At 60.7% G+C, this 22,245-nt stretch carries 22 protein-coding genes and 1 pseudogene; 20 read left to right on the plus strand and 3 right to left on the minus strand.

The features are described 5' to 3' along the window. The first annotated feature begins 19 nt into the window (after window positions 1–19). The 7 genes from LXE91_RS29105 (at window position 20) to LXE91_RS29135 (ending at window position 4,678) form a co-directional block, all read left to right on the plus strand. Complete coding sequence (locus LXE91_RS29105) at window positions 20–793, plus strand: ABC transporter substrate-binding protein (RefSeq protein ID WP_039344924.1); 774 nt, start codon at window positions 20–22, stop codon at window positions 791–793. Between the two features lie 174 nt (window positions 794–967). Beyond that, a complete protein-coding gene (locus LXE91_RS29110; protein WP_039344921.1) occupies window positions 968–1,657 on the plus strand; it encodes an ABC transporter permease in 690 nt (229 codons plus the stop codon). Next, on the plus strand, window positions 1,654–2,367 hold the full coding sequence (locus LXE91_RS29115) for an ABC transporter permease (protein ID WP_039344918.1): 714 nt from the start codon (window positions 1,654–1,656) through the stop codon (window positions 2,365–2,367). The genes LXE91_RS29110 and LXE91_RS29115 overlap by 4 nt, the downstream gene beginning before the upstream one ends. Window positions 2,368–2,400: 33 nt before the next feature. Further along, a complete protein-coding gene (locus LXE91_RS29120; protein WP_039344915.1) occupies window positions 2,401–3,168 on the plus strand; it encodes an ABC transporter ATP-binding protein in 768 nt (255 codons plus the stop codon). Between the two features lie 93 nt (window positions 3,169–3,261). Next, entirely contained in the window at window positions 3,262–3,696 is a 435-nt protein-coding gene (locus tag LXE91_RS29125; RefSeq protein WP_039344912.1) for a cupin domain-containing protein, read from the plus strand. Between the two features lie 312 nt (window positions 3,697–4,008). Further along, window positions 4,009–4,146, plus strand: coding sequence for an HHHH-motif protein (locus LXE91_RS29130; protein ID WP_167316040.1), 138 nt, complete (start codon window positions 4,009–4,011; stop codon window positions 4,144–4,146). Between the two features lie 61 nt (window positions 4,147–4,207). Next, window positions 4,208–4,678, plus strand: coding sequence for a DUF3761 domain-containing protein (locus LXE91_RS29135; RefSeq protein WP_039344907.1), 471 nt, complete (start codon window positions 4,208–4,210; stop codon window positions 4,676–4,678). Window positions 4,679–4,783: 105 nt separating this feature from the next. Here the strand turns inward: LXE91_RS29135 and LXE91_RS29140 are convergent, their stop codons facing one another. Next, window positions 4,784–6,139 carry a polyhydroxyalkanoate depolymerase gene (locus LXE91_RS29140; RefSeq protein WP_039344904.1) on the minus strand — a complete coding sequence of 452 codons (1,356 nt, stop codon included), beginning with the start codon at window positions 6,137–6,139 and terminating at the stop codon, window positions 4,784–4,786. A gap of 288 nt (window positions 6,140–6,427) precedes the next feature. Between LXE91_RS29140 and LXE91_RS29145 the strand changes: the two genes are divergently transcribed. From LXE91_RS29145 to LXE91_RS29205, 13 genes and pseudogenes are all read left to right on the plus strand, one after another. Further along, on the plus strand, window positions 6,428–7,093 hold the full coding sequence (locus LXE91_RS29145; RefSeq protein WP_039344901.1) for a glutathione S-transferase family protein: 666 nt from the start codon (window positions 6,428–6,430) through the stop codon (window positions 7,091–7,093). 218 nt (window positions 7,094–7,311) lie between these two features. Next, window positions 7,312–7,683, plus strand: a complete 372-nt coding sequence (locus LXE91_RS29150) for a hypothetical protein (protein ID WP_039344989.1) — start codon at window positions 7,312–7,314, stop codon at window positions 7,681–7,683. 14 nt (window positions 7,684–7,697) lie between these two features. Beyond that, window positions 7,698–8,081, plus strand: a complete 384-nt coding sequence (locus tag LXE91_RS29155) for a hypothetical protein (RefSeq protein WP_046196679.1) — start codon at window positions 7,698–7,700, stop codon at window positions 8,079–8,081. An 89-nt stretch (window positions 8,082–8,170) separates the two neighbouring features. Continuing rightward, on the plus strand, window positions 8,171–8,602 hold the full coding sequence (locus tag LXE91_RS29160) for a lytic transglycosylase domain-containing protein (RefSeq protein WP_039344980.1): 432 nt from the start codon (window positions 8,171–8,173) through the stop codon (window positions 8,600–8,602). A 277-nt stretch (window positions 8,603–8,879) separates the two neighbouring features. Then, a complete protein-coding gene (locus tag LXE91_RS29165) occupies window positions 8,880–10,121 on the plus strand; it encodes a cyclic nucleotide-binding domain-containing protein (RefSeq protein WP_039344977.1) in 1,242 nt (413 codons plus the stop codon). Window positions 10,122–10,134: 13 nt separating this feature from the next. Next, window positions 10,135–10,899 carry a flagellar motor protein gene (locus LXE91_RS29170; protein WP_039344897.1) on the plus strand — a complete coding sequence of 255 codons (765 nt, stop codon included), beginning with the start codon at window positions 10,135–10,137 and terminating at the stop codon, window positions 10,897–10,899. Window positions 10,900–10,938: 39 nt separating this feature from the next. Further along, window positions 10,939–11,619 carry an OmpA/MotB family protein gene (locus LXE91_RS29175; RefSeq protein WP_039344894.1) on the plus strand — a complete coding sequence of 227 codons (681 nt, stop codon included), beginning with the start codon at window positions 10,939–10,941 and terminating at the stop codon, window positions 11,617–11,619. 169 nt (window positions 11,620–11,788) lie between these two features. After that, entirely contained in the window at window positions 11,789–13,651 is a 1,863-nt protein-coding gene (locus tag LXE91_RS29180; protein ID WP_039344891.1) for a methyl-accepting chemotaxis protein, read from the plus strand. A 47-nt stretch (window positions 13,652–13,698) separates the two neighbouring features. Then, a complete protein-coding gene (locus LXE91_RS29185) occupies window positions 13,699–14,310 on the plus strand; it encodes a hypothetical protein (protein ID WP_135370724.1) in 612 nt (203 codons plus the stop codon). Between the two features lie 560 nt (window positions 14,311–14,870). Further along, complete coding sequence (locus tag LXE91_RS29190) at window positions 14,871–16,751, plus strand: ATP-dependent nuclease (RefSeq protein WP_039344887.1); 1,881 nt, start codon at window positions 14,871–14,873, stop codon at window positions 16,749–16,751. Between the two features lie 291 nt (window positions 16,752–17,042). Further along, on the plus strand, window positions 17,043–18,185 hold the full coding sequence (locus LXE91_RS29195) for a hypothetical protein (RefSeq protein ID WP_039344883.1): 1,143 nt from the start codon (window positions 17,043–17,045) through the stop codon (window positions 18,183–18,185). Between the two features lie 133 nt (window positions 18,186–18,318). Next, window positions 18,319–19,206 carry an HNH endonuclease signature motif containing protein gene (locus LXE91_RS29200; protein WP_039344881.1) on the plus strand — a complete coding sequence of 296 codons (888 nt, stop codon included), beginning with the start codon at window positions 18,319–18,321 and terminating at the stop codon, window positions 19,204–19,206. A gap of 128 nt (window positions 19,207–19,334) precedes the next feature. Further along, window positions 19,335–19,517, plus strand: a pseudogene (locus tag LXE91_RS29205) (transposase); the annotation flags it as partial. Window positions 19,518–19,581: 64 nt separating this feature from the next. Here LXE91_RS29205 and LXE91_RS29210 read toward each other — a convergent pair. After that, entirely contained in the window at window positions 19,582–20,262 is a 681-nt protein-coding gene (locus tag LXE91_RS29210) for a hypothetical protein (RefSeq protein ID WP_039344878.1), read from the minus strand. Then, entirely contained in the window at window positions 20,235–21,485 is a 1,251-nt protein-coding gene (locus LXE91_RS29215) for a DUF6402 family protein (RefSeq protein WP_039344875.1), read from the minus strand. Before LXE91_RS29215 ends, LXE91_RS29210 begins: the two co-directional genes overlap by 28 nt. Window positions 21,486–22,245 lie beyond the last annotated feature (760 nt).

Consider the following 22,245-nt stretch of genomic DNA (forward strand, 5'->3'; position numbering starts at 1 on the left):
CGCCTCTGACAGGAACGCCATGAAGAAACTCGCGCTCAGTATTGCCCTTGCCTGCATCGCGGTCGGTGCCCACGCCAAGGATTGGTCGACGATCCGGTTTGGCGTCGACGCCAGCTATCCGCCGTTCGAATCGAAGGACGCAAGCGGCAAGGTCGTCGGCTTCGACGTCGATCTCGGCAACGAGATCTGCGCCCGCCTGAAGGCGAAATGCGTGTGGATCGAGAACGACTTCGACGGGATGATTCCCGCGCTGAAGGCGAAGAAGTTCGACGGCGTGCTGTCGTCGATGTCGATGACGCCGGCGCGTGCCGAGCAGATCGCGTTCTCCGACAAGCTGTTCAACACGCCGACGCGCCTCGTCGCGAAGAAGGGCACGAACCTGCAGCCGACGGCCGAATCGCTGAAGGGCAAGTCGGTCGGTGTCGAGCAGGGCACCATCCAGGAAACCTACGCAAAGGCCTACTGGGCGCCGAAGGGCGTGCAGGTCGTGCCTTACCAGAACCAGGACGGCGTGTACCAGGACCTGATGTCGGGCCGCCTCGACGCGGCGCTGCAGGACGCGGTGCAGGCCGACATCGGCTTCCTGAAGACGCCGCGCGGCGCGAACTTCGAGTTCGCCGGCAAGGACATCGACGATCCGAAGACGCTCGGCAACGGCGCCGGCATCGGGCTGCGCAAGGACGACGCCGACCTGAAGGCGAAGATCGACCACGCGATCGCCGACATCATCAAGGACGGCACGTACAAGAAGCTCGAGAAGAAGTACTTCGCGTTCGACGTCTACGGCGGTTGATTCCCCCCGCGGCGCGCATCGGTTGCGGTGCGCGCCGCGCCTGTCGTGGGTGCAACCCGCTTCGCGCGATGCGTCCGACTTGATGAGCAGGCTGCATCAGGTAGTGCGCAGATATCGTTTGATGCGCGGGTAATGGCTATTGACAATCCAGCCACATCGTTCTGGATCCCTCCTATGATCTTCCAAGGATTTGGCCCGCTGTTGTGGGCCGGCACGGTGGAAACCGTGAAGCTCGCGGTGCTGTCGCTCGCGGCGTCGCTCGTGCTGGGCCTCATCGGCGCAAGCGCGAAACTGTCGACGAACCGCATGCTCAAGTCGATCGGCACCTTCTACACGACGCTGATCCGCGCGGTGCCGGACCTCGTGCTGATGCTGCTGCTGTTTTACGGGATCCAGATCCTGCTGAACAACGTCACCGACATGCTCGGCTGGGACCAGATCGACATCGACCCGTTCGTGGCCGGCGTCATCACGCTCGGCTTCATCTACGGCGCGTACTTCACCGAGACGTTCCGCGGCGCGTTCCTCGCGGTGCCGCGCGGCCAGCTCGAAGCGGGCTTCGCTTACGGGATGAGCGGCTGGCGCGTGTTCCGCCGCATCCTGTTCCCGCAGATGATGCGCTTCGCGCTGCCCGGCATCGGCAACAACTGGCAGGTGCTCGTGAAGGCCACCGCGCTCGTGTCGATCATCGGCCTTGCCGACGTGGTGAAAGCGTCGCAGGACGCGGGCAAGAGCACGCTCGATTTCTTCTTCTTCACGCTGGCTGCAGGCGCGATCTACCTCGCGATCACGACGGTGTCCAACGTCGTGCTGCATCACCTCGAGAAGCGTTATTCCGTCGGCGTCCGGAGGCTCGTACTGTGATCGAACTCGTCAGCCAGTACTGGCAAAGCTATCTCTACACCGACGGCTACCGCTTCAGCGGCCTCGCGATCACGCTGTGGCTGCTGGTGGTGTCGATCGCGTTCGGCTTCGCGCTCGCCGTGCCGCTCGCGATCGCGCGCGCTTCGTCGAACCGCTGGATCTCCGGCCCGGTGTGGCTCTATACGTACGTGTTTCGCGGCACGCCGCTCTACGTGCAGCTGCTGATGTGCTACACGGGCATCTACAGCCTGCAGGTCGTGCACAACCACGTGCTGCTCGACACGTTCTTCCGCAACGCGATGAACTGCACGCTGCTCGCGTTCGTGCTGAACGAGTGCGCGTATGCTACCGAGATCTTCGCGGGGGCGATCAAGGCGACGTCGGCCGGCGAGATCGAAGCCGGCATGGCCTACGGGATGTCGCGCTTCAAGCTCTATACGCGGATCATCCTGCCTTCCGCGCTGCGCCGCTCGCTGCCGAGCTACAGCAATGAAGTGATCCTGATGCTGCACGCGACGACGCTCGCGTTCACCGCGACCGTGCCCGACATCCTGAAGGTCACGCGCGACGTCAATTCGGCGACCTACATGTCGTTCCAGGCCTACGGCATCGCGGCGGTGCTGTACGCCGCCGTCGTATTCACGCTCATCTGGGCGTTCCGCAAGCTCGAGACGCGCTGGCTCGCGTACCTCGCGCCGCGCGGCCACTAACGCTTTCGCAAGATTCGCAAGGAAGGACCCAGCATGTACAAGCTTACCGTTGACAACCTGCACAAGAAGTTCGGCGACAACGAGGTGTTGAAGGGCGTGTCGATGAAGGCGAAGGCCGGCGACGTGATCAGCATCATCGGCTCGAGCGGATCCGGCAAGAGCACGTTCCTGCGCTGCATCAACTTCCTCGAGCAGCCGTGCTCGGGGCAGATCACAATCGGCAGCGAGCCGATCCAGACCACGCGCGACCGCAACGGCTCGCTGCGCGTGGCCGACCAGAAGCAGCTGCAGCGGATGCGCACGAAGCTGTCGATGGTGTTCCAGCACTTCAACCTGTGGGCCCACATGACGGTGCTCGAGAACATCATCGAAGCGCCGATGGCCGTGCTCGGCGTCGGCAAGGACGAAGCGATCGCGCGGGCGCGCAAGTACCTGGAGAAGGTTGGCCTCGCGCCGCGCGTCGAGGGCATGTATCCGTCGCACCTGTCGGGCGGCCAGCAGCAGCGTGTGGCCATTGCACGCGCGCTGGCGATGGAGCCGGAAGTGATGCTGTTCGACGAGCCGACGTCGGCGCTCGATCCGGAGCTCGTCGGCGAAGTGCTGAAGGTGATGCAGAAGCTCGCCGAGGAAGGCCGCACGATGGTCGTCGTCACGCATGAGATGGGTTTCGCGCGCAACGTGTCGAACCACGTGATCTTCCTGCACCAGGGGAAGATCGAGGAAGAGGGGAATCCGCAGGAGATTCTCGTGAACCCGAAGAGCGAACGGCTCGGGCAGTTTCTGTCGGGGCGGTTGAAGTAAGCCGGCAGGCGGCGTCGCGGGTTGTCCGGGGCGCCGCACACTGGAACGCTAAATGCTTGTCACGCGGGATCCTTTCGATGAAGGAGCACCGCGATGAGCACACCGACCCCCACCGCCTTTTCCCATGTGAAGCCGCAGGACACCGCCTATCACGGCGAAGGCCTGCGCGACTTCTTCCTGTATCGCGATCTTGGCATCGCGGCCGCGACGAACGGCAAGGTCGTCGCGCAACTCGTCCGGGCGAATCATGCACCGGAGGCGGGCACCGGCTGGCACCGTCACGAGGCCGAGTTCCATATCGTGATCATGCTGAAGGGCTGGGCGCGCTTCATGTACGGCGAACGGGAGACGCTGGTGAGCGCCGGCGACTGCGTGCATCAGGCGCCGGGAATCGTTCACTACCTGTTCGACTACTCGCCGGACATGGAGTACCTGGAGATCGTCGGGCCCGCCGATTTCACGTCGATCGATGTCGAGGGGCCATGCGCGGTACCGCCGCCGACGCCGTGGGGAGAGGCGGGGGCGTAGCTGCCGCGCATGATGTGCACGCTTGCGACAAACCGCCTTCGGGCGGTTTTTTCGTTATGGCGCACCGAGCGCTTCCGTTGGCTCCGCGCGCACCCGCGATCCGCTTTCCCCTTCGTCACATTCTTTCGGATCCTGACGGTCGCGATGCTGAAGATCCGGAAAGAAAAGAAAGACATTCGTCAGCTTCGATGCGTTGACGGCGCCACGTTGTCAAAGATCGTCAATTGCGGGGGGATGCGGTGCACGGCCTGTCGTCGACCGGCGTTAAGGAGGTACAGCCGGATCACCGGTTGAGTTACCCGGGAGAGTTTCATGAAGCGTATCGCGAAGATCCTGACGGCCACCGCAGTGGCATGTGCCGTTCTCGCTCCGGCACTGGCCGAAGCGCATTCGCACCGTGTGTGTCATGTCGATCACCACCACCATCGCGTGTGCCGCTGGGTGCGGTAACCGCGACTTTCCCGGGGATACCCGGAACGCAGGCTTTATTCAGGCAAATCAGGAGAGGACTATGAAAAAGACGATGTTGATCGCCGCGCTGGTCGCTGGCATGGGTATGTCGATCGGTGCATTCGCGCAGGTTCCGGCCAGCGCGCCGGCCGGCACGACCGGTCTGTGCAAGGACGGCTCGTTCTACTCGGGCGCATCGAAGAAGGGCGCGTGCGCAGGCCACAAGGGTGTGAAGACCTGGTACGGCGCATCGTCGGCGGCAGCCGCGAGCGCACCGGCCGCAGCGCCGGCGACGGCAGCTTCCGCAGCAGCCCCTGCGTCCGGCACCGCGCCGGCGAAGAGCGCGGCTGCAACGACCGCGGCGGCAGCGCCGGGCGGCGGCGCGGGCAAGGTGTGGGCGAACGACAGCACGAAGGTCTACCACTGCTCGACCGACAAGTACTACGGCAAGACGAAGCACGGCAGCTACATGTCGGAAGCCGATGCGAAGGCGAAGGGTTACCACGCGTCGCACGGCAAGGCCTGTTCGTAACGCAGGCTGACGCGCGAGCCGCTCCCTCGCGCGTCGTCCGCACACTGCAGCAACGCACGCCCCGCCATCAACGGCGGGGCGTTTCATTTTCAGCGTCGTCCGGCTTCAGTGAGCTTGATGCGACGGCGTGTCGGTCGCCACCTCGCTCATGGTTGCGCGCGCATCGAGCAGCGCGCGCAGCGTCACGTAATGCGTGCCGTCCTCGTTGCCTTCCGCACCCGCGGTGCGATCGTACGGCTCGTTGTCGTGAATCGTCGCCCGCACGATCGGATAGATCTGCGTTTCCCAGCGGCTGCCGTTGAACACGCCGTAGTGGCCTGCGCCCGTCTGTACGTGATGCGTCTTCAGGTACGGCGGCAACCCCGAACACAGTTCCTGCGCGGCCACCGTCTGGCCCACTGCGCAGATATCGTCCTTCTCGCCTTCGATCGTCAACAGCGCGGTGCGATGAATCGCCGCCGGCTCGACGAGCCGCTCGCCGACCGTCAGCTCGCCGCGCGCGAGCGCGTATTGCTGGAACACCTTCTCGACCGTTTCCAGATAGAACTCCGCGGTGAGATCGGCGGTGGCGAAGTATTCGTCGTAGAAGTGCCGCAGCGTGTCGGCTTTTGCCGGGTCGCCTTTCGCGCGCTGGTAATACAGATCGGCGAACGATGCCGCATGGCGATCGGGATTCATCGACATGAACGCGCCGACCTGCACGAAACCCGGATACACGCGTCGTTGCGCACCGACGAAGCCCGCCGGCACGACGCTGATCAGGTTGCGCGCGAACCATTCGATCGGCTGGCTCGTTGCGAGCGCGTTGACCTTCGTCGGATTCACGCGGCAATCGATCGGCCCCGCCATCAGCGTCAGGCTCGCGGGCTGCGCCGGATCGCCGCCGGCGGCCATCAGCGCAACCGCCGCGAGCGCGGCAACGGTTGGCTGGCAGATCGCGAGCACGTGCGCATCCGGGCCGATCTGGTGGATGAAGTCGATCACGTGCGCGACGTATTCGTCGAAGCCGAACCGTCCGGCCGTCAGCGGGATGTCGCGCGGGTTGTGCCAATCGGTGATGTACACGTCGTGGTCGGCCAGCATCGTATGCACGGTGCCGCGCAACAGCGTCGCGAAATGCCCGGACATAGGAGCTACGATCAGCACGCGCGGCTGACGCGCCACCGGCCGCGCCTTGCGGAAATGCAGCAGCGTGCCGAACGGGGTGCCCGCGGCGGCTTCCTCGACGATCGGCACCGTTTCGCCGTCGACGACGATCGACGCGATGCCGAACGGCGGACGCCGATGCGAGAACGCGCAGCATTCGAGCAGTTCGCACAGCGCGTCGAGCATGCGGCCGGTCGGCGTCGCGGTGGCGGGCGGCCACAGCGACATCGTCGCGCGGGTAGCGGCGGCCCATGCGCGCGCCGGACGCGTGCATTCTGCAGACCATTGATAGAACGGATAGGCAAGCAGATTCATGGCTGTCGCTCGTTGTGCCGCGTTGCAAGGAACGAGGCAAGCGATGTGCCAGCTTGCGGCTGGCACGCGCGTTGCACGCGGTTCGGGAACGCGGCGACGCAGGCGGCGTGCGACAGCCGGCAGCCGCGCGCGATGCGTTGCCGGGCCGGTCGGACGTGCGACATGTGCAGCGACAGCGTGCGGCGCTGCGCCAGTTCGGCGAATGCGCGGCACCGGCATGGTGCGGGTGGCGCCACATGGCGTCTGTTTTGGTGCAGGGGCACGAACGGTCTTGAACAGGGGAGCGACATGGAAGTCACCGGAGGACAGACGACGCTGACCATCAGCAGCCGCAATTACTCGTCGTGGTCGATGCGCGGCTGGCTGCTCGCGAAGCTGAGCGGGCTCACGTTCGAAACGGTCAGCGTGCCGATCGATGCCGCGTCGCGCGCGGAGTTGCTGCTGTTGTCGCCGTCGATTCTCGTGCCGTGCCTCACACACGACGGCAACACGGTGTGGGACACGCTCGCGATCGCCGAGTACCTGAACGAAGTCCGGCCGCAGGCGCGATTGCTGCCGGAAGACCGGAGAGCCCGCGCGCATTGCCGGTCGATCTGCGGCGAGATGCATTCCGGTTTCAGCGCATTGCGCTCCGCGTTGCCGATGAACCTGCGCGCGCATTTCCCCGGCTTCCGCATCTGGTCGCGCGCGCAGCACGACATCGAGCGGATCGTGACGATCTGGCGCGAGTGCCTGGCCGCATACGGCGGCCCCTGGCTGTTCGGTGCGGAGATCGGCATCGCCGATGCGATGTATGCGCCGGTCGTCACGCGCTTCCTGACCTACGACGTGAAGCTCGAGCCCGACATCGCCGAGTACTGCATGCAGGTGCTCGCGCATCCGTTCGTCGCGGAGTGGATCGATGCGGCGAAGGCGGAGCACGAAGACATCGACGAACTCGACATGGAGTTCTGACGCGCCGGATCACGTGCGGCACTCGCGTTGTCACGCATGACGCGCTCAAATATCGGATGAATGGCGTCTGATCAAAGCGCGCTTAAATCGGACGAATCGCCGCCACGGCGTGAGGCCCCGTGCGGCGGGCCACGTGCGTTATCGGGGTAAACATCGCGGGCGCGGTGCCGATAACGCAGGTCCAGTGACCGCAAGAGAAACACGTGAAACCGTTCGTCATGCTTGTCTTTGCCGCTGCGCTCGTCACGTCAGCCGGCTGCGCCCAACTTCAACCCGCACACCAGGACGCGAATACGCACACCGATGCGCCGTCCGCATCGACGTCGCTCGTCGATTTCGTCATACCAGCCGATGCGCTTGGTGCGCGCGATCCTCAGTTGACCGCGTTGCTCGCGAAAGTCGGCGCGCTGGCATCGAAGCAGTCGCAACCGATGACGATTCGCGTGGCTGCGCTGCCGCAGGATTTCGGCTACCTGAACCAGTCGATCAAACGCGGCATTGCGACGCCGCGTGCTGCGGCGGTGCGCGTCGAGAACGTCGCGGCCGGCAGTTGCAGGCCGTACAGCGTCCAGGTCGGACCGAGCCAATAACAGGAGATCCCGCGATGCTACGACTGTCGATCTGTGCCGCCGTGTTCGTGTGCGGCACCGCGTGTGCGGCGACGCCCGGCGATGGCGTGCCGTTTGCCCCTGCTGCATCCAACCAGGTGTTTCCACCGCTGCCGCCATTCGCGTCGCTGCCGCCGGGAGCGGGCGGCGACGACGAAGTGCAGGCACCCGCACCGACGGGCGGCCGTCACGCGAAGAAGCTGCGCCACGCATCGCCCGCGAAGAAGGCGCCGGAATTGCAGGTGCGTCTCGTCGTGACCGACGAGTCGCGCGCGGCCCTCGCCGCCGAGGACAAGAAGCTCGACGACGCGTTGGCGAAAAGCACGCACGAGCGGCGCACGACGGGGGCCGGCGCGGCAGCGCTGGCGATGACGCCATGAGCCCGCGGATTCGAAACGGCGGATACGTGACGGCCCGAACCGGAGCGGCGTCGATGCAACGACGTTGCACGCCATGGCTGTGGTTCGCGATGTTGGTGTTGAGCGCGCTCATCGTCACGCCGGTGCGTGCCGCCGACGACGCGCCCGGCAACGAATGCTTCGAGCGCGCGGCCGGCTATCAGGGCGTCAACCCGCATATCCTGCGCGCGATCGCCTGGTACGAATCGAAGGGCAATCCGGCTGCCGTGCATCGCAACGCGGACGGCAGCATCGACGTCGGCCAGACCCAGATCAACTCGGTGCATTTCGGCGAACTGCGCCGCTATGGCGTGCCGCCACGCGCGCTGAAGGATGCGTGCGTGAACATCTACGTCGCGGCGTGGATGCTGAAACGCAAGATGGTCCGCTACGGGAACACCTGGCAGGCGATCGGCGCCTATCACTCGGAAACGCCGCGCTATCGGGACGAATACGCGCGAAACATCCATGCGGTGGTCGTGTCGTGGGGCTTGCACGAATGAGCCGCCTTTTGGTGAGTGTTGAAGGCCGGAAGTAAGGATCGCGGCGGGCTCGGCCGGTTCGACGAACGTGCCGCAGCCTGTCGTTTTCCCGAATGCATCAAGCCGATTCTGCTGCGCAAACGATTTACATCAAATTCTGCTCAAGGAACCCCTGCGACGAGGTTAAAGAACTCCACCGCGTATGTCGTAAACGGGAGCACGGGGAACGGCGGCGATGATCGCGCATGCAGCGCGACGCGCCGCCGCACAAGAAAGCAAGCGCAGCAGGGGAATCGACTTGAATCGTCAGCAATCGTGGACGCGTACGGCGGCGCCCGGAGAAATCATCTACTCCGAGGGCTTTGCGGGTGAGCCCGTCATCTTCTTGATCACCGACGGCAAGGTCGAGCTGTCCACACGATGCGAAGACAAGCGCGTCGTCGTCGCGACCCTCGGCCGCGGCGAGTTCTTCGGTGAATCGGCGTTGCTCGCGGCCGAGCCGCGCGCTCATACCGCGAAGGCACTTTCATTCTGTCAGCTCACGGTCGTGCCGGCCGGCATGCTCGATGAAGAAATCGAGCGCGTGTCGGCGCTGCTGCGCCACATCGTGCGAACGATGATCCGCCGCGTGAAGCGCAAGGACGACCAACTCGCCACCTACACCCATGCCGACTTCATGCCGGGCGTGCTGTCGTATGCGCATGTGCTGTCGCTGATGGCGGGCGCCGAAGCGCGCGATGGCGGCGACACGTGGGCGCGCCGGCCGATGCAGGCCCATGCGGCCGAAACCTCGGTGCCGCTCGCCGAAGTGATCCGCAAATGCCGCGCGATTGCCGGCCATTCGCGGCCGCACGTGCTCGCGATGCTGCGACGCATGGAGAAGCTCAATCTCGTCACGATCGAAGCAGCGCAGGCGGACCATGCGGGCGGGGCGGTCGACTACGCGGCGTCGTCGGATGCGCGCCAGGTCGTCACGTTCGACGCCGCGCGCGTGATCGATCGCGCGCAGCAGGTGGCCGATCACGATCTCGACCTGTCGATCAACAGCGAACTCGAACTCATCGAGCTGGCCGATCTCGAAGCGCTGATCGGCGTCGAGAAGACGATGCTGCTCAACAAGCTGTCGAACGGCGAGATTGCCGACGAGTTGTTCGCGTTCCGCAAATCGAAGGTCCTCAGTTACGTCGAACAGAAGGGCGTGACGTACTTCTCGCGGCGCAACGCGCGCCGTGGAGAGGTGCGCTCGCTGGAGGATCTCGTGTCGATCGACCAGCGCACGCTGTTCGACGTCATCAGCACGTTCGACACCTACGATCTCGCGAAGCTCGTCGCGAATCTCGACGATCGCGCGGTGGCCGACAAGCTGTTCTCCGTGATGACCGAGGCGCGGCGCAACGAGGTGTCGTGGGTGATGCGTCGCGAGCTCAAGCTCGATCCGGTCGAGATCGAGGATATCGAGCAGCGCGTGCTGGATGCCGTTCGCGCGGCAAAGGCGCCGGCGGTGGGCACCGTGCCTGTCGCATCGGCTTCGGACGCATGACGAGGAGACGCGCATGGACCTGTTGACCCTGGCCGGTGTGCTGTTGGGCGGTGCGGCGATCGTGTTCGGTTTCGCGCTGGAAGGCGGGCATTTCTCGATGCTGTTCCAGTTCGAGGCGCTCATCATTGTGCTCGGCGGCACGCTCGGCGCGGTGATGATCCAGAACACGTGGGCGCGCTTCTTTGACGCGGTGAAGCAGCTGCGGCTCGCGTTCGTCCGTGCGCGCGAGGTCGATCGCAAGAACCTGTCCGACCTGCTCGAATGGGGCGACCGCGCGAAGCTCGACGGGCTGCTTGCATTCGAATCGATGGACGTGAGCGGCATCCATCCGTTCGCGCGCCGCGGGCTCGAACTGCTGGCGAACGGCGTATCGACCGCCGTGCTCGAAGACGCGCTGCAGCGCGAACTCGATGCCTACGAACGCAGCCGCCTCGCCGCTGCGCGCGTGTGGCAGCAGGCGGGCGGCTATGCGCCGACGTTCGGCATTCTCGGGTCGGTGCTCGGGCTCGTGCAGGTGACGAGCCATATGCTCGAACCGGCGCAGCTCGGGCCGGGCATCGCGGTTGCGTTCATCGCGACGCTGTACGGGCTGGCGTTCGCCAACCTCGTGTTCCTGCCGCTTTACGGCAAGCTGCGCGCGCAGATCGACAGCGAGCTGCGGTTTCGCAAGCTGTATCTCGACGGCTTGCTCGCGATCTCGCGCAAGGAATCGCCGCACACGATCGAGACGCGCCTGACCGGCGACGTGCGCGGGCGCGCGGTCGAATCGCTCGCGTGATGCGCGTGTGTCGTACGACGAACCCGGAATGCCAATCGCATGACTGCTCGAACTGACGGCGCATCCGCCGCCGACCGCGACGACGACGAACTCGAAGGCGCGCAATCTGGCCGCTGGCTGATTTCGTACGCGGATCTCATCACGACGCTGATGGTGCTGTTTCTCGCGTTGTACGTGCTCCAGCTCGCGAAATACAACGCGCTCGATGCGCGGTACCAGACGCTCGCGCGGCATGCGGAAAGCGCGGTGAGTGCATCCGCTGCTGCGACCGCTACCGTGACGCCTGAGCACTCGCCGCCGTGGCTCGCCTTGCTCGATTCGTTGAAGTCGAATGGCCGGATCTCGCTCGTGAAAGCGCCGCATGGCGTCGAGATCGGCATCGACGCGAAGATCCTGTTCAACGTAGGCGATGCGCGCCTGCTGCCCGATTCGTCGCCGGTGCTGAACCAGATCGCGCAGGCACTCAGCGATCACGCGACCGGCGAGATTCTCGTCGAAGGCCACACCGACAGCGTGCCGATCGCGAACGCGAAATACGAATCGAACTGGGAGCTGTCGTCGGCGCGGGCGGGGAGCGTCGTGCGCTACCTGACCGAGCGCGGCGTCGCACCGCACCGGCTCGCGGCGATCGGGCGGGCCGATACGCAGCCGCTCGTCGCGGGGGACGATGCCGCCGCGCGGGCGCGCAACCGGCGGGTGACGATCTTCGTTGCATATTGATTGGCGCTGAATTTTCGTTGTTCGCGCATCTATAAGCGGCCGCATATGTCCGCCTGACAACGACATAACGAATCTCGCATGATGAACATGTGAGATCAGCGATGCGGTTCTGCGCGTGCATGCCGATAACCCAAACTGGCTCAGACCGAGCGGTTATCGAGGGTTCCCCATGCATTTCTGGCGCAAGCTTTCCATACAGAACAAGCTGATTCTCAGCATGACGAGTTGCCTGCTCGTGTTCGTCGCGATCTCGAGCGGGCTCAGCATCCGCCTGATCGGCAACGCGGTGCGCGATCGCGTCGTGCGCGAAGAGCTGCCGACGGCCGTGAACGGCATCCGCGCCGACGTGCAGCGGCAGATGGCCGGGCCGATCGCCGCGTCGCGGATTCTCGCGCGCGATGCGTTCCTGCTGCAATGGGAAGCCGAGGGCGAACCCGACGCCGGCACGCGCAACTGGATCCAGCTCGCGAAGAACGTGAAGGACGAGCAGAAGGCCGCGTCGGTGCAGTGGGTGTCCGTGAAGAGCGGCAACTACTACAACGAATCGGGCCTGCAGCGGAAGGTGACCGACAAGGATCAGTGGCTGACCGGCTTCCTGTCGTCCGGCAAGGCGTTCGACGTGAACATGGACCGCGAAGTGACTGTCGGCGGCTACATGATGTTCATCAACAGCCGTGTTGAACTCGATGGCGTGCCGATCGGTGCTGCGTGCATGAGCCTGTCCGTCGATGCGCTCGCGAAGGGTATCGCTGCTTACCGGATCGGCGAGACCGGGTTCGCGTATCTCGTGCGTCCCGACGGCGCGATCATGATGCATCGCGATTCGTCGCTGATCGACGGCAAGCATTTCATGAAGGATCAGCAGGGGTTGCCGGGGGATGCGTCGTCGACGCTGTTGGCCGGGCGGCCGTATGCGTACCTGAGCTACAACGGTGATGGCGGGGCGCGGTTCATCGCGACGTCGTTCATTCCGGAGTTGAACGCGTATGTGGTCGTCGAGGTGCCGCAAGCTGAGTTGCTGGGGCCGGTGACGCGTGCGATCCGCAGTGCCGCGCTGGTTGCGGCGGTGGTGGGGCTGGGTGTCGCGTTGCTCGTGATCTGGCTGGTGGGGCGTGCGATTGCCGCGCCGATTCGTCGCGCGGCGACACTGCTGTCGGAGATCGCCAGCGGGCAGGGTGACCTCACGCGCCGGATGACGGTCGAGAGCCAGGACGAGATCGGGCAGTTGTCGGATGCGTTCAACCGGTTCGTGTCGTCGCTGTCGACGCTGGTGCACAGCATTCGCGCGGCTTCCTCGTCGATTGCAACCGGGTCGGCGCAGATTGCGACGGGGAATGCGGACCTCAGCGAACGCACCGAAGGGCAGTCGAGCAACCTGGAGCGCACGGCTTCGTCGATGGAAGAGATCACGGCCGTGGTGCGGAACAACACCGAAACGGCAACGACGGCCGCGAAGATGATCAACGGTGCCGCCGATACGGCGGCGCGCGGCGGGCAGGTGGTGGGCGAAGTCGTGACCACGATGCAGGAGATCAGCGACGCGTCGCAGCGGATCTCCGAGATCATCGTGATGATCGACAGTATTTCGTTTCAGACGAATATTCTTGCGTTGAATGCGGCTGTGGAGGCGGCGCGGGCCGGGGAGCAGGGGCGCGGGTTTGCAGTGGTGGCTTCTGAGGTGCGGAATCTGGCGCAGCGCAGCGCGCAGGCGGCGAAGGAGATCAAGACGCTGATCGAGCATAGCGCGGGGACGGTGAATACCGGGTCGCGGCTGGTGAGTGAGGCGGGGAAGGTGATGCGCGATGTTGTTTCGCAGGTTCAGGGGGTGAGCGCGATGATGAGCGAGATCGCTGAAGCGAGCCTGGAGCAGAGCGCCGGGATCGATCAGATCGGGGACGCGGTGCAGTCGCTCGATCAGATGACGCAGCAGAATGCGGCGTTGGTGGAGGAAAGTGCAGCGGCTGCCGCGAGCTTGAAGCAGCAGGCGGCGGAATTGACTCGATTAGTGTCGGCTTTCAAGGTGGATGAGTAAAGTCTGATTCGCGATTTAGAATAAGGCGTTTCTGAGGGACGGCTGTCGTGGATTCACGGCAGCCGTTTTTGCATGTCGGCGCGGGATTCGGTAACGCTTATAAAAATGAAACGCATTTCCAAGTGGAAGATCGGAGTGGGGCCGGTGATGCTCGTCGCGGTGGTGGCTGCGGTGGGGCGAAGGTGATTGCGTTGTCTACCGATTCCTATCTTTCTTATCGGAAGAAAGCCGTCGACGCGATTACAGCAGCGCGGGTGGAGGATCAGGTGGATCTGGACAAGAAATACATGGTCGAGGTGAATGCGCGTCTGGTTAAGCTTGTTGGCGCCGTCAAGGCGAAAGGGCTTTCCGGGAAGGTGGGGACTACCGTGCAGAGCCTCGTTGTCGATAACGGGATGACGCCGAGGGCGGATGGGGTTTTCCTAAAGTCGAATGACGGGACGGTGAGCCTTGTTGTCACAACGGTGCCGCTTTTGAAGGCTTGGGTAGGGGATGTGGGGATCAAGTATACGGATGATGTTGCCGTTATCTTCGAGAGCGAGACGTTTTATACGGACTTGTTTGGGGATGATGAGGCGGTGTTTCCGTTTCCATGTCGAAACGAATGCAATTTATTCTGGCTTCCGCAACGCTTACCGTATACATTGAACAGACACTAAACCTAATGGCAGGTATCGCCTCTGTGAGGCCGACCGTGCCCACGACGTAGCACGGACTTGCCGGCAAAAAACGGGGACCATATGGGAAATATTATAATCGAGGCTATCGCTAATAAGAAATTAATTGAGTTTTATTATAATAATTGTCTGAGAATTGCCGAGCCTCATGTATATGGGGTTACAAATGGCGTCAGGCAAGTTCTCGCTTATCAAATCGGGGGGCAAAGCAGCAACGGTGTACTCCCTGACTGGCGGCGTTTCGACCTCGGCCAGATGTCAAAAATTGCGATCCTCGCTCAAACATTTCCTGGGCGCCGTCCCATCCCGTCTGGGAAGCATAGCTCTTGGGATTCGCGTATAGCCATCGTTGACTAGATTTCCGCAGACACGCGCTAATGGTTTTTGCTGGATACCTCAGCAAACCGGACAGTCGTAGGTCGCAAGATAGCGGTGCGATAAACGTTTGCAATTGAACCAGCGATAGAGTGCTTTTTGGGGATGCCACATCGGTGTCGGCAGATCTATCTTCGCTAAAAAGGCACAAGAAGCTCGAGCCCATAATGAAGATACAATCCGTTCGAATAAAAAATTTCCGCACGTTGAAAGACGTGGCGATTCCCTTCGATTCCATTACGACGTTCATCGGGCCCAACGGGGCCGGCAAGTCCACTGTGCTTCGTGCCCTCGACTGGTACTTTAACGGCAAACCCGGTTCACTAACGGAGAAGGACTGTTCTTTCGGGGCGACCGACGAAGACGTCGAGGTTCAGGTTACATTCGCTGACCTTACCGACAAGGATCGAGACGAGCTTGGCAAGTATGCTCCTGCAGGGGTCATGACCTTCACCGCGTGGAAGCGCCGCAGCCCAGACGGAGCTGAAAGTTTATCTGCGAACTCGAAGAGTTACCCACCATTCAACGCCATCCGCAGCAAAGGATCCGCTGCCGATAAGAAAGTGGCTTACAACGATCTGCGGAGCTCTGATTCGTCGCTGGCTCTTCCGGCTTGGACTAGTGCAGACGCTGCTAACCAAGTTATGACGGCTTGGGAGGCTGGCCATACTGAGCAACTGACCGAAGCTCCGGAGTCTTTGCAGACCAACTTTTTCGGCTTCAATAGCGGGGGCAAGATGAGTGGACTTTTTGACTTCGTCTTGGTCACTGCAGACCTTCGGGCGAGCGAGGAGTCGATCGACGGAAAATCGAGCATCATTGGTCGAATTCTTGAGCGTTCAGTCGATCGCGCTGCGGCTGATGAGGAGATTGCGAAGATCGTCGAGGAGTCACGCGCAAAGCAGCAGAATATTTACGAGGAGAAATTCAAAGCGCAGCTTGACGCCATAACGGCGCAGCTCAACGAAGTCGTCTCATCTTACTCACCCGGTCGGGCTGTCAGGGTTTCGCCTGCAGAGGTTGAGCTCAAGGCCCCTCGAACCACATTCGAGGTGGCGATACGCGACGGTACAACCGAGACTGCGGTAGAGCGGCAGGGGCATGGTTTTCAGCGCACGCTTTTGATTTCCGCGCTTCAGCTTTTGGCGCAGTCGGGGGCAGCGTCGACAGAAGGTGTCATCTGCCTGGCGATCGAAGAGCCAGAACTATTTCAGCACCCTATTCAAGCTCAGACGTTCGCGAAGGTGCTCAGGTCGCTTGCCGAGGACACCGGTAAGCGCATTCAGGTAGCTTATGCTACTCATAGCCCTTACTTCCTTGAGGCCCGACATTTCGATCAGGTCCGGAGGCTGACGAGATCATCTGACGAGATTCCTGTCGTAACTGTCCACCTCGCGACGGTTGCTGACGTGAAGGCCAAACTTAACGGTGTGGTTAGCGCCGACACAGTTGAGCGCCAGTTGGACGGCATCGTGGCAAATCAGCTTACTGTGGCACTCTTCGCGCATCGCGCCTTTCTCGTGGAGGGTACGACAGAGTCGTCAGTGTTCTATGGTATTGGCGATAAGACTTCGCTCGGCTCGCTTGAGGCCGCTGGCATCTCCATCGTCCCGGTGGGAGGTAAGGCATCCATTCCACTTGCTCACGCGATCCTGACTTGTATCGGTATCCCGGTCTACGCGCTCTTTGATGCGGATGGCGGATTTGAGGCGCGGGCGAAGGCCAATGGGAAGGCGCAAAGCAAGATCGATGAGGAGCGGAAGGGCCATGTAGCAGCGAATCGTGCGGCGCTTAGGTACTTCTGTCGAACCGAGGAGGATTTCCCATCTGCCATCGTTGCAGATCAGGTAGCGATCTTTGAGGATCACCTTGAATCATTCTTGACGGCGAACTGGGTTGAATGGATCACCGCTTGTAAAGACGTTGAGGCTGCGGCAGGAATTAGTCTCGCGAAAAATCAACTCGCATATCGGACGGCTACACTTAAGGCCGATGGCACGGTGCCAGAAATGCTCATGCAGATTCTGGCCAAGGTGGAGGGTGAGTAATCGTGCACGAAATCATCTGCCCGCATTGTGGGAGCCCGACGATGGCGACTAAATTCGCCGAACTTAAGAATGACGGCGCATCCGATTCTGAATGAGTCAGAGTACCTATGTCCGGGGCGCGTCTTGTACACGTAGATCACCTGTATAGGGCTGAGCCAGGCCAAACAGACAGCGTTATATCGTCTGACTCAGCTCGGCCAGTTTCGGTTAGTCGACATAGGCACTCGGATCGCCGACAATTACTGAAAATACGCACTTGCAAATGTGCACAAATTTCTTGCCGGAGCATGCATGACTCACGCCGCAACCGAACACGATTTCAATCGAATTTCGGAAACTGCCCTTGGCGACGCCGACCTCAAGGTACAACTGATCAAGTACTTCAAGACGGACAAGCTTTCATTACCGTCAAAGTCGGAGTTAGTTGCGTCTACTTGCGATGTAATCATGTGGGCCGTAATGCAAGCTCGGCACGGCTATGTGCGCAACCCCAAGCAACTCGTGTGTGTAATCTCAGCGTCTGAGCGTGCCAATGCCCTCGCCGTTTGGGGGGGCACGGGGCACGACTGGATTGTTATCAGCGAAGGTCTTATGAAAATCCTACACGCGGCGGCCGACGATATGGGAGATCGCGTTGCGGCAGCATTTCCGGAACTATTTGAATCGCGGCTTGGGCAGAGCTTGGTGGACATTCCTCCGCTGAAGGGCGGATTTCGGAGCACACTGGGATCTTTTTTGTATTTTGCGGGAATCTCGTATTTTGTCGGTCATGAGGCTGGCCATCATCTGTCGGGACACGATGGCTATTATCTGAGCGGCGCCCATGCCGAGGCCGACGATAACTTGGATCCGCAGCAGAGCGAGACGAAGATAACGGAGCAGGCGCTTGAGCATCAGGCCGACCAAGTGGGGCTCACAATATGCCGAATCGTCGTGACGAAGCTGCTCGCCAAGCTGTGGGATGTGCAGTCATTTAGCGAGGCCGAGAAAGTCGAGTATCAACGAGCGCTTGCGATACTACTCACCGGTGGCGCGATGATGTCTGTCGTTAAGATCAAGCCGACAACCTTCGATTGGTCCGATGTCCCGGGGCGAACTCACCCGCCGGCCGTAGTGCGCATAATCAGCGTGGCAATGCAACTATCAGCAGCTCTCAGGAAGAACTTCGGACACTTGGACAAGGTATCCCGCAAATGGATTCGTCTAAAGTGCTTGGAGGTTGCAGTTGGAGCGACGATAAAGCCAAGGTCCGAAGAAGACAAGATTTTTCAAGAACGGGCGAACCGAGGTGAACCTGCGGCAATTCGCGCGGTAGGGATAAGAAAAGCAATACATGATCCCCGGCTCAGGAAATACTACAGGCAACTCGCCGAAAGCCTTGAAGCCGTGCGCCCACAGTTGCGTCCGCGAACTGCGAACACTCCTAACTCATGAGATCCGTCTATCACTTGGCGATTGGAACGGGCCTGTCGGTGACCGGTAGCGATACGCGTGCGGAGTGCATAGCGTCAATTGCAGATGCGATGTGGCAAAGACGAGATTCACGTCAAGCTAGAAAGAGGCCACCATGTCGAAGGATCTAGCGAGAGGTCCGGAGTCGTACCGGAACGAGGAACTGATTCTTGAATTGCTGCCGGGCCTGCTCGAACAGAACGGGTTTTCCGGCGTCACCACGTCGAAGCATGGTGCGATGAAGTTTGTTGACGCAACGACAGCTGATGAGACAGCGGTACGGTTTTGGATGAAACAAGGTTGGACGGGTCCACAGAAATACGCAGCCATCCAGTTCGGAATGCTCGAGACGGGACATAAACCAGACGAGGACTTCATTGAGTACGTCGCGGCGCGCGTGCGCAGCGCAAAGAAGCATGGAGCCACGCATGCGTTGTTTGTTCACATGGGCGAGACGCACATCACAAATTATGTGGCACTGGAGATCGATGATGTTGATAGGGCATACCGTAGGCAGATTAAGCTGTGGCCGGAGCGAGCGCGTGCCACCAAGGCCCCGTCCCTCTGGTTCGAGGATTCCCGGGTGCACCATTCAGCCAACTGTGTCAGAGCGGTACTCGATTTTGAGCTTCCCCTATCTTCAATTTGTGGCGCGAACGACGAACCGAAAGGAACGGGTATTGGCTCAAAGAAGGTGACCGTCGAGATGGAACGACGCATGCGGCAGAGCATATTTCGCTTACGTGTCGGTGATCGCTGTCGCTGGCGATGCGTTGTGTCGGGGGCCGAAGTGAGAGCAGTGCTTGATGCGGCACATCTGCCCGGCCGGAACTGGCGTTTTCACAACGACGCGCATGATGGCGTGATGGTACGGACGGATATCCACCGTTTGCTGGATAAAGGGCTTGCGGAATTCAGGGATGGCGCGTTCTGGGTAGCTGATAAAGCTCGCAAGGGCGAATATGCGGAATTCCACGGGCGCTCGGTCAATGTGGGCTCGTAGGGACTACCGGTCTGGGAAGTTTGCAGCTGAACGTTCAAATGTCCGTTCTTGATTAATGTGAAAGACCGCTGTGGGTCGGTAACGGCTGCCCGCCGCCGTTAGGGGGTCGGCGCTCGCAAAGGGCGTTGGATGAGAAGGGCGAAGCCAAGCCGGCAGGCCGCACGAACCATCGCAACGGTACCAGCCGCAAGCGCATCGCGACCGACGACGATCTGCTCGACGTCGAGATTCCGCGCGACCGCGAAGGCACCTTCGATCCGGTGATGATCGCCAAGGGCGAGCGACGTTTCAGTTCGCTAAGTAGATCCATCGGATCGGGTGGATTTGTCTTGGCGAAAAACCCCATTCCAACAAGGATTGGCTGGTGTGTTGCTTTCAGCGAAGGCGAATTGGAATTCTTGCGGTAACCCAGTCGATAATGGTCGGCGGCATCGAGATCGTCCTTTTACTGTCGTACTCGTCCGCTGCGTCGAAATAGATCAACTTGGCATCGTGGATTTTGATCGAATCTTCACCTGGCCGGCCGTCCCAAAAAACGAAAAATAGGCGACTGGCGAGCACGGAACCGTGCGCATCGGTGACGACGAGCTTGACCTGCTCGTTCTGATCCGCAAAAAATCCATGTCCGCGAGGACCACTTCCGCAGACGTTGACGATGTAGGTCGTGCCGTCGACCTGTTTGATCCCACCATTCATCTTGTCGTTGTAGTTGAAGCGCTCACAATCGGTGCCGTCAACCGTGACCCCGCCAAAAATGATGAGCGAGAAGCAGCCCAACAAGCCCAATGTGGCGATCAACAGTCCTGCCCGCTTCGCTCGGCCGAAACGGGCGATATTTCCAAGAAGCCAGTAGAAGTAGGCTGCAAAGATGACTGCGCCGACGATGACGAACGCTGTCTTCCCGTTCCTGAGTGCGAAAATCGCGATCGCATTCGTGCCGTCAGGCGGAAGGAACGCCCACATGGCTGCGGCCATCAAGGTCACGGCCCCGACTACCAGGATCGTTCTGAGGATGGAGTGAGTCATCTTCATTGCTCCGCCGGGATTGGTTTGCATACGGTATCGAGTTTCAAAACTATCGGTTTGTCCAGTTTCACGAGTTTGGGCCTACTGTAAACCATGAAGTCCCCGCCACGATTGTGTATCGCTCTCCAGTCGCGGTACGTCTTGTTGTGCACCGGCCAGTACACATCCTTCTTCATGAACCTCCGAAAGAGACTCGTCCGTTTGTCAATCGGTTTGTTGACCTCTTCGCCTTCAGGGAGATAGTGCCACTTTTCGATGGTTGAGTTGCCGACGTTCAAGTTACTGCTCTTGAAGAAATCGTTGGCAGCAGCGACATACGACAGCACCATTCCGTTCTTGTTCCAGTGGCCAAGATACTGGCTCTTGGATGACGAATCATCATTGAATGAATAACTATCCTTGATGTAGACGTAGACATGGGTGATCTGCACAACAGGCTCGAAACAGAACGTTTTGTCCTTGCCTTCATACTTGTAGTAGCGTTCGCCGGTAACGATCGCCTTCCCGATAGCAGCGTAGAAATTGAAGTTTGCCAACGCGCCGGTTAGATCGGTCAACGCGGTACCGTCGAGTGTGTCGACGGATGACACCGACTGGTACTGAAATCTCCAAGCGATATGAAACTGAAGCAGATTCGTGAGAAAGGGCACAGTGTCGATCACGATACCTGCCGCATTCATTTGTCCGCCTACAAAGCTCTTCTCGATTACTGGCGCAAGCGTATTCCTCGCTGATTCAGCAGCATTCGGGGTGTAAATCGCTTTCCGGACGAGGTGATTGAACCGCTGAAGTGCACCGTCAAATCGCAACGCCCAATCGAGAGTGACTGTACTGTCGTCGATCGGTTGCACCGAGTTGAGTTGGTCGTTATAGACGTGCTTGGGACTTGCAAACCACTCTCGTGCCAGCTTGGCCGAGATCGGCCAGCCCATCTTGTCCATTGCCTTGGGAATGTCCTGCAGATCAAACTCTGGCAGTTTGTCCGCTTGTTCGGCGTCTTGAGGTTTATCACTCGGTTGTAGCTTGGTGGGTGGTTTGACTGGGGCTGGAGCAGGTGGCTTTTGCGGCGCGACTGGCGCAGCTGTCTTCGGTGGCGGTGGTGGCTCGTTGGGTGCAAGCCTATCGAACGAGATTTTTTGCTGCGTGTCGATTGGAACGCAGCCGACCACACCGGAATAACATTTCCACCGTTTGCTGGAATATAGAACCCCGGATTCTAGTTGGTAATATGGGATTTTTTTTACGTCTGGCATAGGGAATTGGATAACTCTGCATGTATTGGTTGCCGTTAGGACAATCGATGCCCTGACAAGTCCTGCGGAAATAATGAAAAAATCCGCTAGATCAGGCCGCGATCGTGCAGGATGAAAAGATTGAGGCAATTCGCGGCACGACAATTGGCACAGATGGCTTGTTCGCCAAGCGAGACAATGTTGTGCATTCTAGTATCTCGAGATGTTCGGATTCCAACTGGGGGATCGCGTTCAATTTCGATCCTCGGTACATCACCATCAAACCTGACCGGGGTGCGTTGAACTGGCGAGAGCAGCCTTATGGTGCGGCTGCCTCAAGAAGAGGAACAGGCATAAGCAGCGAGGGCCGCTTCGCGCGGCCCTCGCTGCTGGATTGCAGTTTTCGCGTGAACACGACCGAGAGCGGAGGGCTATTGCCGGCTCCGTGTCCGTGTTGATGCTCACCTTTAACGACTGTCACGACCGATATTCAACCCGTTGATGCCGCGAATTGATGAAAGCGCTCAGCCAGTGTATCGAAGTCCAATGTCGTTCGAGGCCACGCACCTCCCTATACCTAACGGCCAATCCCCCTCAATCCCCCATTTCTGAGATGCCAGCCCGACTACACTGGTCTTGAAGCTTTGCTTCTCGTCATCGGAAGTAGAACGCAGTCCCCTTCGCACCGATGGTCGAACGAAAGCCGTCTTGCCCAACAAGACGCAGCGAAGAGGGGAGAAAGAAGGGGAAACCCAAGGCATCAAAGAAGCGCGGGCCGCAT

Source organism: Burkholderia contaminans, from assembly GCF_029633825.1.
Taxonomy (GTDB): domain Bacteria; phylum Pseudomonadota; class Gammaproteobacteria; order Burkholderiales; family Burkholderiaceae; genus Burkholderia; species Burkholderia contaminans.

What these genes read in the sequence shown, in the direction of transcription:
- LXE91_RS29105 (WP_039344924.1), top strand. Translation starts at nt 20, where the DNA reads ATGAAGAAACTCGCGCTCAGTATTGCCCTTGCCTGCATCGCGGTCGGT.
- LXE91_RS29110 (WP_039344921.1), top strand. Translation starts at nt 968, where the DNA reads ATGATCTTCCAAGGATTTGGCCCGCTGTTGTGGGCCGGCACGGTGGAA.
- LXE91_RS29120 (WP_039344915.1), top strand. Translation starts at nt 2,401, where the DNA reads ATGTACAAGCTTACCGTTGACAACCTGCACAAGAAGTTCGGCGACAAC.
- LXE91_RS29125 (WP_039344912.1), top strand. Translation starts at nt 3,262, where the DNA reads ATGAGCACACCGACCCCCACCGCCTTTTCCCATGTGAAGCCGCAGGAC.
- LXE91_RS29130 (WP_167316040.1), top strand. Translation starts at nt 4,009, where the DNA reads ATGAAGCGTATCGCGAAGATCCTGACGGCCACCGCAGTGGCATGTGCC.
- LXE91_RS29135 (WP_039344907.1), top strand. Translation starts at nt 4,208, where the DNA reads ATGAAAAAGACGATGTTGATCGCCGCGCTGGTCGCTGGCATGGGTATG.
- LXE91_RS29140 (WP_039344904.1), bottom strand. Translation starts at nt 6,139, where the DNA reads ATGAATCTGCTTGCCTATCCGTTCTATCAATGGTCTGCAGAATGCACG.
- LXE91_RS29145 (WP_039344901.1), top strand. Translation starts at nt 6,428, where the DNA reads ATGGAAGTCACCGGAGGACAGACGACGCTGACCATCAGCAGCCGCAAT.
- LXE91_RS29150 (WP_039344989.1), top strand. Translation starts at nt 7,312, where the DNA reads ATGCTTGTCTTTGCCGCTGCGCTCGTCACGTCAGCCGGCTGCGCCCAA.
- LXE91_RS29155 (WP_046196679.1), top strand. Translation starts at nt 7,698, where the DNA reads ATGCTACGACTGTCGATCTGTGCCGCCGTGTTCGTGTGCGGCACCGCG.
- LXE91_RS29160 (WP_039344980.1), top strand. Translation starts at nt 8,171, where the DNA reads ATGTTGGTGTTGAGCGCGCTCATCGTCACGCCGGTGCGTGCCGCCGAC.
- LXE91_RS29170 (WP_039344897.1), top strand. Translation starts at nt 10,135, where the DNA reads ATGGACCTGTTGACCCTGGCCGGTGTGCTGTTGGGCGGTGCGGCGATC.
- LXE91_RS29175 (WP_039344894.1), top strand. Translation starts at nt 10,939, where the DNA reads ATGACTGCTCGAACTGACGGCGCATCCGCCGCCGACCGCGACGACGAC.
- LXE91_RS29180 (WP_039344891.1), top strand. Translation starts at nt 11,789, where the DNA reads ATGCATTTCTGGCGCAAGCTTTCCATACAGAACAAGCTGATTCTCAGC.
- LXE91_RS29190 (WP_039344887.1), top strand. Translation starts at nt 14,871, where the DNA reads ATGAAGATACAATCCGTTCGAATAAAAAATTTCCGCACGTTGAAAGAC.
- LXE91_RS29195 (WP_039344883.1), top strand. Translation starts at nt 17,043, where the DNA reads ATGACTCACGCCGCAACCGAACACGATTTCAATCGAATTTCGGAAACT.
- LXE91_RS29200 (WP_039344881.1), top strand. Translation starts at nt 18,319, where the DNA reads ATGTCGAAGGATCTAGCGAGAGGTCCGGAGTCGTACCGGAACGAGGAA.
- LXE91_RS29210 (WP_039344878.1), bottom strand. Translation starts at nt 20,262, where the DNA reads ATGCAAACCAATCCCGGCGGAGCAATGAAGATGACTCACTCCATCCTC.
- LXE91_RS29215 (WP_039344875.1), bottom strand. Translation starts at nt 21,485, where the DNA reads ATGCCAGACGTAAAAAAAATCCCATATTACCAACTAGAATCCGGGGTT.